The sequence below is a fragment of the Pseudomonas sp. GYB4201 genome, assembly GCF_056312595.1.
In genome coordinates this window covers 30,575-44,793 of sequence record NZ_JBWGIG010000020.1, presented here as the reverse complement: position 1 = coordinate 44,793, position 14,219 = coordinate 30,575, and the positions used below count along the sequence as shown (strand labels likewise).

Here is a 14,219-nt window from a genome sequence, read left to right as displayed (position 1 = left end):
GCGCACGCGCCCCCCGCCCGGCTGGGTGCCTAGCCCGGGCCGGGCGGCCGCTGCTACGGGGGAACGGGGGCAGTTTAATCCCACTGCGGGGCGAACGGTGGGCTCACCAGGCGCTGGTCTTTCGGCAGCGCGGCAATGATCCGGCGGTCCTCGTCATCCAGCGGCACCTGCAGCGACGCCAGGTTGCTCAGCTGGTTGGCCTTGCTCGCGGCCTTCGGGATGGCGGCCACGCCGTCCTGGTCCAGCAGCCAGTTCAGCGCCACCTGGGTCGGCAGCACGCCGTGTTTCTCGGCGATGGCCTGCAGCTGGGGAATGTCCGACACGCGGTTGCGCACGATCGGGCTGTAGGCGGTCAGGGCCATGTCGTGCTTGCGCGCCAGTTGCAGCAGCGGCGTCTGGTCCAGGGTCACGTGGTATTCCACCTGCAGCACCGACAGCGGCGCGCCCAGTTCTTCCAGCACCCGGGTCAGCAGCGGCAGCGGGAAGTTGGCCACGCCGATGTTGCGCGCGCGGCCGTCTTCCTTGAACGACACCAGGGTCTCGATGGTGCGTTCCAGGTACCAGTCCTTGGTCGGCCAGTGAATCATGAACAGGTCGACGTAGTCGCTTTGCAGCGCCTTCAGGGTGTTGTCGAAGGATTGGCGCATGTCGGCCGGGGCCAGCTTGTCCCACCACACCTTGCTGGTGACGTGGATCTGCTCGCGGGGCACCGAAGACTGCACCAGGGCCTTGCCCACCGCGTCTTCGTTGTTGTAACCGGCGGCGGTGTCGATGTGCCGGTAGCCCACCTCCAGCGCCTGCACCACGGCGGCGGTACATTCCTCGCCGACCATGGGCCAGGTGCCCAGGCCCAGCTTGGGCATGTTCAGCCCGTGACGGTTGGTGATGCTCTGCATGCGCAATCTCCCTGCATTCGTTTTTGCTGACGGGTTATGTAATATTCTGGAATCAAGTTCCACATTCTATGGCCGGGTTTCCCGCCAGGCCAAGGGGTGCGGCGCCGAAGTTGGGCGAAGATCGGACAATGGTTGCGCTTCGTCCGCCCGTGGCTAGAATCGCCACACTTTTACCAGGACCCACGACCATGGCCGGCAGTCAGATCGAACGCGCTTTCAGCCTTCTGGAAAGCCTCACCAGCGACCCTCGCGGCTTGCCCATGCAAACCCTGGCCGAGCAACTGGACATCCCCAAGAGCGCCACCCACCGCATGCTCGGCGAGCTGATGCGCTTGGGCTACGTGCGCCAGAACCCGGACAACAGCCGCTATCACCTGTCCACCAAGCTGGTGGCCATGGGTTTCCGCTACCTGGCCAGCAGCGGCGCCGATATCGTCCAGCCGATCCTCGACCGGCTGGCGCAGCACACCGGCGAGCTGGTGCGCCTGGGGGTGATCGACGGTGACCGCCAGACCTGGATCGCCAAGTCCCAGGGCGCGCGGTCCGGCCTGCGCTACGACCCGGAAATGGGCCGCGACGCGCCGCTGTTCTACACCGCCTCCGGGCATGCCTGGCTGGCCAGCATGAGCGACGCCCAGGCGTTGGCGCTGGTGGAACAGCAGGGCATCGCCGACCCGGCGGAGTTCGGGCCGAACGCGCCGAAATCCAACACCGAGTTGCTGCAACATTTGGAGCAGGCGCGTTCGCGGGGGTATTCGCTGGTGATGGAAAGCTCGGCGGTCGGCACCTCGGCCATTGCCGCCGTGGTGCGCCGGCCAGTGGATGGCCAGGTGGTGGGGGTGTTAAGCGTGGCTGGGCCGACGGCGCGGTTGAGCGAGGGGCGTTTGCAGGAGCTGTCGGTTGCCTTATTGGCGGCGGCTGAAGAGCTGTCTGGCGCCAGCCCGGCGTCCGAGTTGTTCAGCTAACCCTGGATCATTGCCACGCCGCCGGTCCGTAGCCGCTGCCGACAGGCTGCGCTGGCCCTCAATTACGCTGAAGATCTCCAGCGAGGCATAGGGCCAGCGCAGCCTGGCGGCAGCGGCTACGCAGTGGTGTGGCTCAATCGACTACGGGCACCTTGCGCGGGGCCATCAGGTACAGCCAGGCCAAGGCGATGAAGTACATGCCCGGGATGATCATGAACAACACGTGGTAGTTGTTGTTGGTCACGGTCAGGATGTAGCCCACGATCTGGGTCATGAACATGCCGCCCACCGCGGCGCACATGCCGCCGAAGCCGAACACCGTGCTCATCATGTGCTTGGGCGTGTAGTCCATCACCACCGCCCAGATGTTCGCGGTCCAGGCCTGGTGCGCGGCGATCGCCAGGGAAATCGCCAGCACCGCCACCCACAGGTTGCTGGTGCCCGCAGCACCCACCACGGCGATGATGCACAGGGCGAACATCAGCATCGAGGTCAGCCGCGCCTTCACCGGCGACACGCCACGGCCGATCAGGAACGACGACAGGATGCCGCCGCCGACGCTGCCAAAGTCAGCGCTCAGGTAGATGATGATCAGCGGGATGCCCATCTGGGTCACGTTGATGCCCAGCTGGTATTGCTGGTTCAGGAACGGCGGCAGCCAGTACAGGTAGAACCAGAACACCGGCGCGGTGATCGAGTAGGCCAGGGCGAAGGCCCAGGTGCCGCGCATGCGCAGGATGCGGTGGAACGGCACCGCCTGCTGGGCCGGCTCCGGCTCGCCTTGTACGTACTCAAGCTCGCTCTGCTTCACCCGCGGGTGGTCTTCGGGGTTGTAGTACTTCAGGCCCCAGAACACCACCCAGGTCAGGCCCAGGCAGGCCATGCAGATGAACGCCGCCTGCCAGCCCCACACGGTGAGGATCAACGGCAGCATCACCGGGGTGATCATCGCGCCGACGTTGGTGCCGGCGTTGAAGATGCCGGTGGCCACGGCGCGCTCGCCGGCCGGGAACCACAGGCGCGTAGTCTTCACGCAGGCCGGGTAGTTGGCGGCTTCGGTCAGGCCGAGGATGAAGCGGCATACCATGAAGCCGACGGCGGAGGTCGCCAGGCCGTGCAGGCCGGTGGCCAGGCTCCACAGCAGCACCGCGCAGAAGAACACGCGCTTGACCCCGACCTTGTCGATCAGCCGGCCCTGCAGCACGAAGCCGATGGCGTAGCCCACCTGGAACCAGAAGTTGATGTTGGCGTAGTCCATCGCCGTCCAGCTCATTTCCTTGGCCAGGATAGGCTGCATCACGCCCAGGGCGGCGCGGTCGATGTAGTTCAGGGTGGTGGCGAAGAACACCAGGGCGAGCATGCCCCAGCGGGTCTTGCCCACGGCCAGGGCACCGCGGATTTTCTCGCCCATGCTGGCATGGCGAGGCACGAGAGCATTTACAGCGTGCATGTGAGTTACCCGATTCTTGAAATTTTTATGGAGTAGCGCTGCGCTGAAGGTCTGTGGGTATAAGACATTCAGTTTCACTTGTCGGTTGGCTTTTGGCCGCGTGACGGACTTCAATGGGGGTTGGGATGTTGGCGATCAGCCGAAAAATCGTCAATTGAAGAGGCCGCTTTCCGGTCGATAATCGCACACAAAACTAACTGGTTCGTACGCGTCAAATTTGCGGTATAAATTAGCTTCCAAGAATTCTTTCAACCCGTTGCAGGCGCGCCTGACGCTCGCGACGGACACCGGTCAGCTGCCCAGATGCGCACCCGTGAAGTGCCCTGTCGGCGGCCCCATGGAGCTGAACCATGCATCGTTCGATTGCCACCGTCTCCCTGAGCGGTACCCTGCCGGAAAAACTCGAAGCCATCGCCGCGGCGGGTTTCGACGGCGTCGAGATCTTCGAAAACGACCTCCTGTACTACGACGGCAGCCCCCGTGAGATCCGCCAGATGTGCGCCGATCTGGGCATCGCCATCACCCTGTTCCAACCCTTCCGTGATTTCGAAGGCTGCCGCCGCGACCGCCTGGCCCGCAACCTCGACCGGGCCGAGCGCAAGTTCGACCTGATGCAGGAACTGGGCACCGACCTGGTGTTGGTGTGCAGCAACGCTTCGGCCGACTCGGTGGGCGACCGCCAGATCCTGATCGACGACCTGCACCTGCTGGCCGAGCACGCTGGCAAGCGCGACCTGCGCATCGGCTACGAGGCCCTGGCCTGGGGCAAGCACGTCAACACCTACCAGCAGGTGTGGGATATCGTCAAAACCGCCGACCATCCCAACCTGGGCGTGCTGCTGGACAGCTTCCACACCCTGTCGCTGAAGGGCGACCCGGCGGCCATCGCCGACATCCCGGGCGACAAGATCTTCTTCGTGCAGATGGCCGACGCGCCGATCCTGAACATGGACGTGCTGGAGTGGAGCCGCCACTTCCGCTGCTTCCCGGGCCAGGGCGAGTTCGACCTGCCGGGCTTCCTGGCACCCATCATCAAGTCGGGCTACACCGGCCCGCTGTCGCTGGAAATCTTCAACGACGGGTTCCGCGCCGCGCCGCCGCGTGCCAACGCCGCCGACGGCCTGCGTTCGCTGCTGTACCTTGAAGAGAAGACCCGCAAGCTGCTGGAAAAGGAAAGCACCCCGGTGCCGAACCTGGACATCCTGTTCTCGCCGCCCGAGGCCGATCAGTACGATGGCGTCGAGTTCCTGGAGTTCGCGGTGGACGAAGCCCAGGGCGCCAAGCTGGGCACCTGGCTGGAGCAACTGGGCTTCGCCAAGGCCGGCCAGCACAAGTCCAAGGCCGTGAGCCTGATGCGCCAGGGTGACATCAACCTGATCCTCAACTCCGAGCCGTACTCGTTCGCCCACAACTTCTTCGAGTCCCACGGCCCGTCGCTGTGCGCCACCGCCATCCGCGTGAAGGACAGCGCCAAGGCGCTGGAGCGCGCCGTGGCCTACAAGGGCCAGCCGTTCCGTGGCCTGGTAGGCCCCAACGAGCGTGAACTGGCCGCCGTGCGTGCCCCCGATGGCAGCCTGATCTACCTGGTGGACCAGGACGACCAGGGCCGCACCATCTACGACACCGACTTCAGCATCCAGGAGGTCAAGCCAAGCCCGCTGGGCCTCAAGCGCATCGACCACATGGCCATGGCGCTGCCGCCGGACAACCTCGACAACTGGACGCTGTTCTACAAGAGCCTGCTGGACTTCACCGCCGACGACGAAGTGGTGCTGCCCGACCCTTACGGCCTGGTGAAAAGCCGCGCCATCCGCAGCCGCGACAGCTCCATCCGCCTGCCGCTGAACATCTCGGAAAACCGCAACACGGCCATTTCCCACGCGCTGTCCACCTACCGTGGCTCGGGCGTGCACCACATCGCCTTCGACTGCGACGACATTTTTGCCGCCGTCACCAAGGCCAAGGAAGCCGGACTGGCGCTGCTGGACATCCCGCTGAACTACTATGACGACCTGGCCGCGCGCTTCGACTTCGACGACGAATTCCTCAGCGAGCTGGCCTACTACAACGTGCTCTACGACCGTGACGCCAACGGCGGCGAGCTGTTCCACGTGTACACCGAACCCTTCGAAGACCGCTTCTTCTTCGAAATCATCCAGCGTCGCAATGGTTATGCCGGCTATGGCGCGGCTAACGTGGCGGTGCGCCTGGCTGCCATGGCCAAGGCGCGTAACAAGGGTGTCCGCCACGCCAAACTGTAACCATTTGTAGATAACTGCAAGCCTTTGGTTGTATACCAAGGCTTGCAGGCTTCCTTCGCCGCGCTGGCCGCTCCATAATTGCCGCTGTTTAACGATGGCCGTGAGCCCAGAATGACAACAATGACAGAACGCTCCGTGGACACCGCCGAAGCGCAACCACGCAAGAGCCGCAAGAACAACCCCGAGAAAACCCGCGAGAACATTCTCCAGGCGGCAATCGCCGAGTTCGTCCAGCAGGGCCTGGCGGGTGCACGGGTAGACGCCATTGCCGAGCGCACGCAAACCTCCAAGCGCATGATCTACTACTACTTCGGCAGCAAGGAGCAGTTGTACGTCGAGGTGCTGGAAAAACTCTACGGCGACATCCGCAGCACCGAGGTGGACCTGCATCTGGGCGAGCTGGAGCCGCGCGAAGGTATCCGCCGCCTGGTGGAATTCACCTTCGACCACCACGACCGCAACGTCGATTTCGTCCGCATCGTTTGTAACGAAAACATGCACAAAGGCGAGTTCATCAAGCAATCCTCGGCGATTCGCGCGATGAACAAGACCGTGCTGCATGCCCTCGACGAAGTGCTGGAACGCGGTGCCAAGGCCGGGCTGTTCCGCCAGGGGCTGGCCGCGCTGGACGTGCACCTGCTGATCAGCTCGTTCTGCTTCTACCGCGTGTCCAACAAGCACACCTTCGGCGAGATCTTCCAGATCGACTTCAGCGAGGAAGCGCACAAGGTGCGTCATCGCGAGATGATCGTGGAGACGGTGCTGCGTTACCTGCAACCCTGACCTCCGGCCGGGCCAGGTCCAGGCCGGCGATGTGGCCGAAGGTCAGCGCCGGCCCCAGGGTGATGCCGCCACTGGGGTAATGGCCGCCCATGATGCTGGACATGTCATTGCCCACCGCATAAAGCCCGTCGATAACCTGCCCTTGTGCACCCAGCACGCGGGCACGGGCGTCGGTGGCCAGGCCCGTGAACGTGCCCAGGCTGCCGGGTTCCAGCTTTACCGCATAGAACGGCCCACGGGCCAGCTCGCCCAGCGACGGGTTGGGGCCGTGCAGCGCTTCGCCCTGGGCGCGGTTGTAGGCCGACGCGCCGCGCCCGAAGGCAGGGTCGCGGCCGCCCCGGGCGCCGGCGTTGAAGTTATCCACAGTGCGCTGCAGTTGCTGCGCGTCGATGCCACAGCGCCCGGCCAGTTCGGCCAGGGTGCGGCCCTTGAGCAGGTACCCTTCGCGTCGTAGCCGCCGGTTCACGAACGGGAACGGTCGCGCCGAGCCCAGGCCGTAGCGGCGCTGGGCCTTGTGGTCGCAGATCAGCCAGCAGTGGGGCGTGCGCGGGTTGGGCGCGTGAGCGAACAGCGCCTGCATGAAGTCGTGGTAGGAATCGGCCTCGTTGGTGAAGCGCTGGCCGTTGTCGAGCACGGCGATGAAACCGGGCTTGGCGCGGTCCAGCAGGTGTGGAAAGGCGCCGTTGGCGGTTTTCGACACCGGTGCCCAGGCCGCCGCGTGGGCCAGCGGCGGGACTGCGCCGCCCGCCTGTTCGCCCAGGCGCAGGCCGTCGCCGGTGTTTGCCACAGGCGCGGCCGACAGGTGGTTGGCGTGCCCGAACGTCGCCGCGATGCGCCCGGCGTCATGGGCGAAGCCGCCCGCCGCCAGCACCACGCCACGCCGCGCGCGCAGCTGGCGGTTGGGCAACTGCGCACCCACTACCCGCGCACCGTCGTACAGCAGGCTGAGCGCGGGCGCCTCGGTGTGCAGCTCCACCCCCAGGTCCAGGGCACTGCGCAGCAGCCGGGCCACCAGCGCATTACCGTTTACCAGGTGCAGGCCGCGGCCGTGCAGCAGGCGGTCGCGCCAATGCCGCAGCAAGCGGCCCGCTACGTAGACGGCCGACCGCAGCGAGCGCGTGGCGTTGAAGAAATGCGCCAGGTCAGCGCCACCGGCGATGCCCATGCCGCCCAGGCTGATCAGCCCCAGCGGCGGCCGCAGCCTGGGCAAGCAATCGCCCAGCAGCCGGCCATCGAAGGGCTGTGCGCACAGTGAACGCCCACCACTGGCAGCGCCCGGGCCTGCATGCATGTCGGGCATGCGGCTGCCGGAATAGAACTGCACCTGGGTGTGGCGCTGGAAGAAGTCGACCATCGCCGGCCCATGGCGCAGGTAGGCTTGAAGACGCTCGCCCAGCACCTCGGTGTGTAATTGCTGGCGCAGGTAGGCTTCCACCGCGCCGGGCGCTTCCACCTGGCCGTCGGCCACGGCCAGCGGGTTGCCCGGTATCCACAACCAGCCGCCGGACCAGGCGCTGGTGCCGCCCAGTTGATGGTGCTTCTCGGCGACGATCACCTTGAGCCCGGCATGGGCGGCGGTCACGGCAGCGGCAAGGCCGGCAGCCCCCGAGCCGATGACCAGTACGTCGCAGTCAAAATTGTCGGAGGCGTTCATGGCAGGCCCTTTATTTAAGCGGCGAGAACGCGGTCGGCCGCATCATCCGCGACTCCAGCTTCACCACCGCGTCCAGCTCCTTGTTCTTGCGGCTGAACTCCATCCAGCGGCTGTCGGCGGCCATGGCGGTGCGGCGGGCCATGCGGTCGTCCAGGCTTTCCCAGGCCCAGATGTGCACAACCTGGTTCACGTCGCCGATCTCGGTGGTGAAGAAGCCCACCAGTTGGCCCAGGTGCTCGGTCTGCACCGCCAGCGCGTCGCTCTGGTACAGCGCCAGCCAGTCGGCCAGCTTGGTGGGTTTGAGGGTGTAGGTGCGCAGTTCGTAGAACATGGTCAAGCCTCGATTGGGGTGGTGTGGCCGGCGCGCAGGCGCGCGGCGGCGTGGGTAGCGGCGATGTAGCCGAAGGTCAGGCCCGGGCCGATGGTGATGCCGGGCCCGGGGTAGGTGCCGTCCATGATCGAGTTCATGTCATTGCCGGCGGCGTACAGCCCGGCGATGGGCTGGCCCTGGCGGTCGAGGACGTTTGCGTTGGCGTCGGTGACCAGCCCGCGCGCCGAGCCCAGGTCGCCGGTCTCCACGCGAATGGCGTACCAGGGCGCGCGGGTTAGCGGTGCCAGGCATGGGTTGGGGCCGTGGTGCGGGTCGCCCAGGGAGCGGTTGTAACTGTTGCCGCCCTTGGCGAACGCAGTGTCTGTGCCGGTCAGGGCGTCGGCGTTGTGCTGGCGCAGGGTGGCGGCGAGCCCGGCGGGGTCGATGCCTATCTGCCGTGCCAGTTGTTCGGCGCTGTCGGCGCGGTGCAGGTAGCCGGCGTCGATCAAGGCGCTGTTATCCACAGGCCGCGGCCGGGCCAGGCCCATCCCGTAGGCGTTCATGGCCTGGGCATCGGCGATCAGCCAGCACGGCGCGTTGCCGTCCTGCTGCATGGCCTGGACGAAGCTGTGGTACGAATTCGCCTCGTTGACGAAGCGCTGCCCGTGGCGGTTCACGGCGATGATGCCGGGCTTGGCGCGGTCGGTGACCAGGTGCGGGAAGCGCTCGGTCTCGCCATTGGCGCGGCGCAGCTGCGACACCGGCGCCCAGAAGAAGTCCGCCGCCAGGCCTTCGCCCAGGCGGGCGCCCACGGCAGTGGCCAGGGCCTGGCTGTCGCCGCTGTTGCCAGCGGGCGACATGCTCAGGTGCCCAGGGCCGGTGGCAGGGCGGCGCTGGCCGGCGTCGGCGGCCGCGGCAAAGCCACCGGCCGCGCACACCACGCCGGCACGGGCCTGCACCCGCAGGTCCTGGCCGTTGTAGCGAATCATCAGGCCGGTGACTGCGCCACCGTTGGTCACCAGCTGGGTGGCCTGGGCCTTGAGCCACAGTTGCACGCCCTTGTCGAAGGCCGTGGTGGCCAGCCGCGCGATCAGCGCGTTGCCCACGGTAAGCCGGGTGCCACGTTCATGGCTGAGGCGGTCGCGGCCGTAGCGCGTCATCAGCTTCAGGCAATGCCACAGCGAGCGCGGCGAGCGGCGGAAACTCAGGAAGTGCTGAATGTCCACGCGGTTCACCATCATGCCGCCGAACAGCAGCATGCCTGGCGTGGGCTTGCGCAGGTGCTTGAACGCCGGGCCCAGACGGCGGCCGTCGTATTCCACCATCTCCAGCGCCCGGCCGGTGTCGGTGGCGCCCGGCTCGTCGGGGTAGTAATCGGGTGAGAACGGCCGCAGGGCGTATCGCAGTTCGCTGTGCTGTTCCAGGTAGCGCAGGGCTTCGGCGCCGCGTTCGATGTAGGCCTCGATCAGTTCGGCGCGGTAGCCGGGGCCGATGGTGCGTTTGAGGTAGGTGCGCACTGCCTCGGCGCTGTCCTGCACGCCGGCGGCGCGGGCCTGGTCGCTGCCGTGCACCCACACCGCGCCGCCGGAGATCGCCGAGGTGCCGCCGAAGGTCTCGGCCTTTTCCACCAGCAGCACGCTCAGGCCACGGCAGGCGGCAGTGGTGGCGGCGGCGAAACCGGCGGCACCGCTGCCCAGCACCACCAGGTCGAAGGCGTGTGTCCAGGGTTGTACAGCTGCGTTCATGGCGGGTTCCTCAGGCGTCTTCGGGCGTCACGCCCATGAAGGCGCCGAGGTTGCCCATCTGCGCGCGGGCCATCTCCGGGCCGGTCTGGATGCGGCAGCCCTGGGCGCGGGCCTGGGCCAGCAGCGGGGTGATCTGCGGCGATGTCACCACGTCGGCCACCAGCGCGGCGCTGGGCAAGGTGGCCAGCTGCTCGGCGGGGAGCGCCATCTGCCCGGTGTCGCCCATGCCGACCGGGGTGGCGTTGACCACCAGGTCGAAGGCGCTCAGGTCAGTGTAGGTGGCTTGCACGTCCAGGCCCGGGAAGGCCTTGAGCAGGATGCCGCGCAGCACGTCCACCTGGGCGGCACGCACGTCGGCGATCACCAGCTGCGCCAGGCCGGCTTCGGCCAGCGCATAGGCAATGGCCGCGCCGACGCCGCCGGCACCCACCACCAGCGCGCGCTTGCCGGCGGCCTGGAAACCGTGGGCGGCGGCGGCCTTGAGGAAACCGGTGCCGTCCAGGTGGTCGCCCACCAGCCGGCCGTCGGCTTCACGGCGGATCACATTGGCCATGCCCAGCGCGGCGGCGCGTTCGGTCAGGGCGTCCAGCAGCGGTGCCACGGCCTGCTTGTACGGCACCGTCACCACGCACCCGCGCAGGTTGTGCCAGCCGCGCAGGGTGTGGATAAACGCTGGCAGTGCGTCGGCGCCCATGTCCACCGGCAGCATGGCAATGTCGCGGTCGTTGTCGGCGAACCAGCGGTTGAAGTTTTCCGGGGATTTAACCTGGGCGATGGGCGTGCCGAGAATGGCCACCAGCTGCGTCGAGCCGCGAATCATGTCGATCTCCTGGACCGTTGCCTGTTGTTGTCAGGCCATGGTGCGGCGGGCGGCAGAGGGCGACAACGCGGCAGAACGCGGTTTCGGTTGTTAATCGCGGGGGCACTGCGATAATCGCACTATCAACCGATAATTCCTGCCGGGGCCGTGATGAAGCAACCGACCATTCATGATCGTGACCTGATCGCCGGGCTGCAGAAGGGCCTGGCCTTGATGCAGCTGTTCAGCGAAGACCACCCGCGCCTGACCGTGCCGTTGGCGGCCAGCCTGTCGGGGCTGACCCAGAGTGCAACGCGGCGCTTCCTGCTGACGTTGGTGCACGAGCGGTTCGTCGAAACCGATGGCCGTCACTACTGGCTCACTGCCAAGGCCTTGCGCATCGGCCAGGCCTATGTCGACTCGGCGCAGCTGCCGCGCATGCTGCGGCCCATCGTCGAGCAGGTGGCGCGTACTACCCAGGAACACGTGTCGGTGGGCGTGCGCGACGGTGATGACATCATCCACGTGGTGCGCAGCCGCTACAGCCATGTGTCGTCGCTGTCGATCCGGCCGGGCTCGCGCCTGCCGCTGTATTGCACGGCCAGCGGCCGCGTGTGGTTGGCGACACTGGAGCCCGACGAGCTGCAAGCCTACCTGGATGGCGTGGAACTGCGCGCGCTGACGCCTTACACCCGGACCAGCGTGGCGGCCTTGCAGGAGGAATTGGCGCGGGTGCGCGAGCAGGGTTTCTGCTGCGTGGACCAGGAATACGAGGTGGGGATGGCGGTGCTGAGCGTGCCGCTGCGCGACCGCAAGGGGGAGCTGAAGGCGAGCCTGTCGATCACTACCCAGGTGGCCCGGCTGAGCACCCAGGCCATGCAGCAGCGCTACCTGCCGGCGCTGTACGAAGCCCAGGCGCTGCTGCGGCCGGTGTTGTGAGGCTGGACGCGGCCTACGGCCGCTGCTACGGGATTTCGTAGCAGCGGCCGCAGGCCGCGTCAGGGGCTTACATGCTGTTGAAATGCGCCGTCATGCGATCGGCATCCGGCACGATGCCGCTGAACAGCTCGAACGCCTTCACCGCCTGGAACACCGCCATGGTGCCGCCGTCCAGGGTGCGCGCGCCCAGGGCACGGGCGGTGCGCAGCAGCTCGGTTTCCAGCGGGAAGTAGACGATCTCGGCTACCCACAGGTCCTTGCGCAGCAGCTCGGCCGGCACCGGCATGCCCGGCAGCTTGGCCATGCCCATGGGCGTGGTGTTGACCATGCCGTCGGCCTCGTTCATGGCGGCGGCCAGGTCGCTGCCGGCACGGGCGCGGTTGCCCGGGAAGTGCTGGTTGAGGTTGTCGGCCAGGTCCTGGGCGCGGCTGGCGTCCACGTCGAAGATGGTCAGCTGCTGCACGCCCTCGATCAGCAGCGCGTGGGCCACGGCCGCACCGGCGCCACCGGCACCCATCTGCACCACGCGTTCGCGTGCGGCGCCGTCCATGCCACGGCGGAAGCCTTCGGCGAAGCCCAGGCAGTCGGTGTTGTGGCCGACGCGCTTGCCGTCCTTGAGCACCACGGTGTTCACCGCGCCGATGCCACGGGCCTCGGGCGACAGGTCATCGAGCAGCGGAATGATCGCCTGCTTGCACGGGAAGGTGATGTTCAGGCCGGTGTAGGCCATGCGCTGGGCGGCGGTCAGCAGTTCTTCCAGGTGGCTGGTGTCGAGCTTCAGTTGGTCCAGGTCGATCAGGCGGTACAGGTAGCCGATGTCCTGGGCGGCGCCTTCGCGCTCGTGCAGGGCAGGGGTGCGCGAGGCCTGGATGCCAGCGCCAATCAGGCCGGCCAGTACGCTGGTTTTCTTGTTCTGGGACATGCGAGTTAACCCTTGTTGTTCAACAGGTGGCCGACGTGTTCAAGCGCCAACCGATAGCCATGGGTGCCAAAGCCACACAGCACCGCCACGGCCATGCCGGAGATGTAGCTGTGGTGGCGGAACGATTCGCGTGCGTGCACGTTGCTGATGTGCACTTCGATCACCGGCAGTTCGCTGGCGGTCAGGGCATCGCGAATGGCAATGGAGGTGTGGGTCCAGGCACCCGGGTTGATCACGATCGCTGCGCAGCGGCCGCGGGCCTGGTGAATCCAGTCGATGGCTTCGCCTTCATGGTTGCTCTGGCGGAATTCGACCACAAGGTCGCGCTCCTGGGCAGTGCGGGCACACAGGGCAGAGACGTCGGCCAGGGTTTCGCGGCCATAGGTGGCGGGCTCGCGGGTGCCGAGCATATTGAGGTTAGGGCCGTTGAGCACCAGTACGGTACGGCTCATGGGGGACTCTCCCTTGTTATTTTTGGTGTGAGACGGTGAAGCAGGGTGCCTATAAATTGTACTAACCAGTTAATTTGGTCAAATTAATTTGTGCCCGAGAATGTCTCGTCAGACAAACCGACACAATTCAACATGGCGTTACGTTTGATCCTCATTTGCGATACGCCCTAAGATGCCGCCCTCATGCGTCACTCTCCAGGGAATCGGTTGTTGTCGGATACGGAACTCTCGGGCCTCTATCTCGGCCATGCCCGGGCCCTGCGCGGCTACCTCACCCAGCGCCTGGGCGACCCGCAATTGGCGGCAGACCTGGTCCAGGACGCCTACCTGCGCCTGGTGGAGCAACACTGCCAGGGCAAGCCGTGCCCAGCGCCGGCCTACCTGTACCGCACCGCCCGCAACCTGCTGGTGGACCACCTGCGCCAACAGCAACGGCGCAACACCCAGCCGCTGACGCCCGAGCTGATCGCCAGCCTGGAGGCGCCCGACGCCTGCGTGGAAATCCGCGCCATGTTCGAGCAGCAGCGCCAGGCCCTGCGCGACGCCATTGAAGCCCTGCCGCCGCGCACCCGCGAAGTGCTGCAACTGAACCGCCTGGAAGGCCTGACCCACACCGAGGTTGCCTGCAGGATGGAAATTTCCGACAGCTGCGTGCAGAAGCATCTGGCAAAAGGACTCGCCATGATCATGCAGCGTTTGCAGTAGGACTGTGGGAAATGCCCTACGACAAATGTAGGGCGACAGTGGCATAGTCGAGGCTTCGCCTACCACCGAGCCTTGCCGTGAACCCAGCGCCCCTGCCCCCGCACCTGATTGCAACCGCCGCCCGCTGGCTGGTCCGCCAGCAGGCCGGTGAACTCAGCCCGGTCGAGCAGGCCGAACTCGCCCAATGGCTGGCCCAGGACCCGCGGCACGCCCAGGCCTTGGCGTTCGCGCGGCAGACCTGGGCGGCATTAGGTGCATTGGATTGACGCCCGCCCGGGCTGATACAAATTAATTTACTGAGTTTTCCCCGCTGCAGCGTCTTGCTACCGAGATTCATT

Annotated in this window: 14 protein-coding genes; 6 read left to right on the top strand and 8 right to left on the bottom strand. The window is 66.3% G+C overall.

Features of this window, described 5'->3' with window-relative positions; genetic code table 11:
- Positions 1 to 74: 74 nt before the first annotated feature.
- On the bottom strand, positions 75 to 896 hold the full coding sequence (locus tag AC0Z2B_RS19250) for an aldo/keto reductase (RefSeq protein ID WP_476298773.1): 822 nt from the start codon (positions 894 to 896) through the stop codon (positions 75 to 77).
- Between the two features lie 188 nt (positions 897 to 1,084).
- On the opposite strand from AC0Z2B_RS19250, the gene AC0Z2B_RS19245 reads away from it, so the two are divergent.
- Complete coding sequence (locus AC0Z2B_RS19245) at positions 1,085 to 1,861, top strand: IclR family transcriptional regulator (protein ID WP_476298771.1); 777 nt, start codon at positions 1,085 to 1,087, stop codon at positions 1,859 to 1,861.
- A 133-nt stretch (positions 1,862 to 1,994) separates the two neighbouring features.
- Here the strand turns inward: AC0Z2B_RS19245 and AC0Z2B_RS19240 are convergent, their stop codons facing one another.
- Positions 1,995 to 3,311, bottom strand: a complete 1,317-nt coding sequence (locus AC0Z2B_RS19240; protein WP_476298769.1) for an MFS transporter — start codon at positions 3,309 to 3,311, stop codon at positions 1,995 to 1,997.
- Between the two features lie 350 nt (positions 3,312 to 3,661).
- Between AC0Z2B_RS19240 and quiC the strand changes: the two genes are divergently transcribed.
- Together quiC and AC0Z2B_RS19230 are read left to right on the top strand one after the other, a co-directional pair.
- Positions 3,662 to 5,572, top strand: a complete 1,911-nt coding sequence (gene quiC / locus AC0Z2B_RS19235; protein WP_416427019.1) for a 3-dehydroshikimate dehydratase QuiC — start codon at positions 3,662 to 3,664, stop codon at positions 5,570 to 5,572.
- Positions 5,573 to 5,683: 111 nt separating this feature from the next.
- Complete coding sequence (locus AC0Z2B_RS19230; protein ID WP_476298767.1) at positions 5,684 to 6,355, top strand: TetR/AcrR family transcriptional regulator; 672 nt, start codon at positions 5,684 to 5,686, stop codon at positions 6,353 to 6,355.
- On the opposite strand, the gene AC0Z2B_RS19225 is transcribed toward AC0Z2B_RS19230, so the two are convergent.
- From AC0Z2B_RS19225 to AC0Z2B_RS19210, 4 genes are read right to left on the bottom strand one after another with little or no spacing between them, the layout of a single operon-like run.
- The gene (locus tag AC0Z2B_RS19225) at positions 6,282 to 8,009 is read right to left on the bottom strand and encodes an FAD-dependent oxidoreductase (RefSeq protein WP_476298765.1); all 1,728 of its coding nucleotides are present in this window, start codon (positions 8,007 to 8,009) and stop codon (positions 6,282 to 6,284) included. The two genes, AC0Z2B_RS19230 and AC0Z2B_RS19225, sit on opposite strands and share 74 nt — an antisense overlap.
- Positions 8,010 to 8,019: 10 nt before the next feature.
- A complete protein-coding gene (locus AC0Z2B_RS19220; protein ID WP_473004558.1) occupies positions 8,020 to 8,340 on the bottom strand; it encodes an NIPSNAP family protein in 321 nt (106 codons plus the stop codon).
- 2 nt (positions 8,341 to 8,342) lie between these two features.
- Positions 8,343 to 10,064: an FAD-dependent oxidoreductase gene (locus AC0Z2B_RS19215; protein ID WP_476298762.1), complete on the bottom strand. Its 1,722-nt coding sequence runs from the start codon at positions 10,062 to 10,064 to the stop codon at positions 8,343 to 8,345.
- A 10-nt stretch (positions 10,065 to 10,074) separates the two neighbouring features.
- The gene (locus AC0Z2B_RS19210) at positions 10,075 to 10,884 is read right to left on the bottom strand and encodes a shikimate dehydrogenase family protein (RefSeq protein ID WP_476298760.1); all 810 of its coding nucleotides are present in this window, start codon (positions 10,882 to 10,884) and stop codon (positions 10,075 to 10,077) included.
- 150 nt (positions 10,885 to 11,034) lie between these two features.
- On the opposite strand from AC0Z2B_RS19210, the gene AC0Z2B_RS19205 reads away from it, so the two are divergent.
- A complete protein-coding gene (locus AC0Z2B_RS19205; protein ID WP_476298758.1) occupies positions 11,035 to 11,802 on the top strand; it encodes an IclR family transcriptional regulator domain-containing protein in 768 nt (255 codons plus the stop codon).
- A gap of 67 nt (positions 11,803 to 11,869) precedes the next feature.
- On the opposite strand, the gene AC0Z2B_RS19200 is transcribed toward AC0Z2B_RS19205, so the two are convergent.
- Positions 11,870 to 12,724, bottom strand: a complete 855-nt coding sequence (locus AC0Z2B_RS19200; RefSeq protein WP_416427012.1) for a shikimate dehydrogenase — start codon at positions 12,722 to 12,724, stop codon at positions 11,870 to 11,872.
- Between the two features lie 5 nt (positions 12,725 to 12,729).
- The gene (gene aroQ / locus AC0Z2B_RS19195) at positions 12,730 to 13,176 is read right to left on the bottom strand and encodes a type II 3-dehydroquinate dehydratase (protein ID WP_416427011.1); all 447 of its coding nucleotides are present in this window, start codon (positions 13,174 to 13,176) and stop codon (positions 12,730 to 12,732) included.
- Positions 13,177 to 13,386: 210 nt separating this feature from the next.
- Between aroQ and AC0Z2B_RS19190 the strand changes: the two genes are divergently transcribed.
- Positions 13,387 to 13,881 carry an RNA polymerase sigma factor gene (locus tag AC0Z2B_RS19190; protein WP_476298755.1) on the top strand — a complete coding sequence of 165 codons (495 nt, stop codon included), beginning with the start codon at positions 13,387 to 13,389 and terminating at the stop codon, positions 13,879 to 13,881.
- Positions 13,882 to 13,958: 77 nt separating this feature from the next.
- Complete coding sequence (locus AC0Z2B_RS19185; protein WP_476298753.1) at positions 13,959 to 14,147, top strand: FecR/PupR family sigma factor regulator; 189 nt, start codon at positions 13,959 to 13,961, stop codon at positions 14,145 to 14,147.
- Positions 14,148 to 14,219 lie beyond the last annotated feature (72 nt).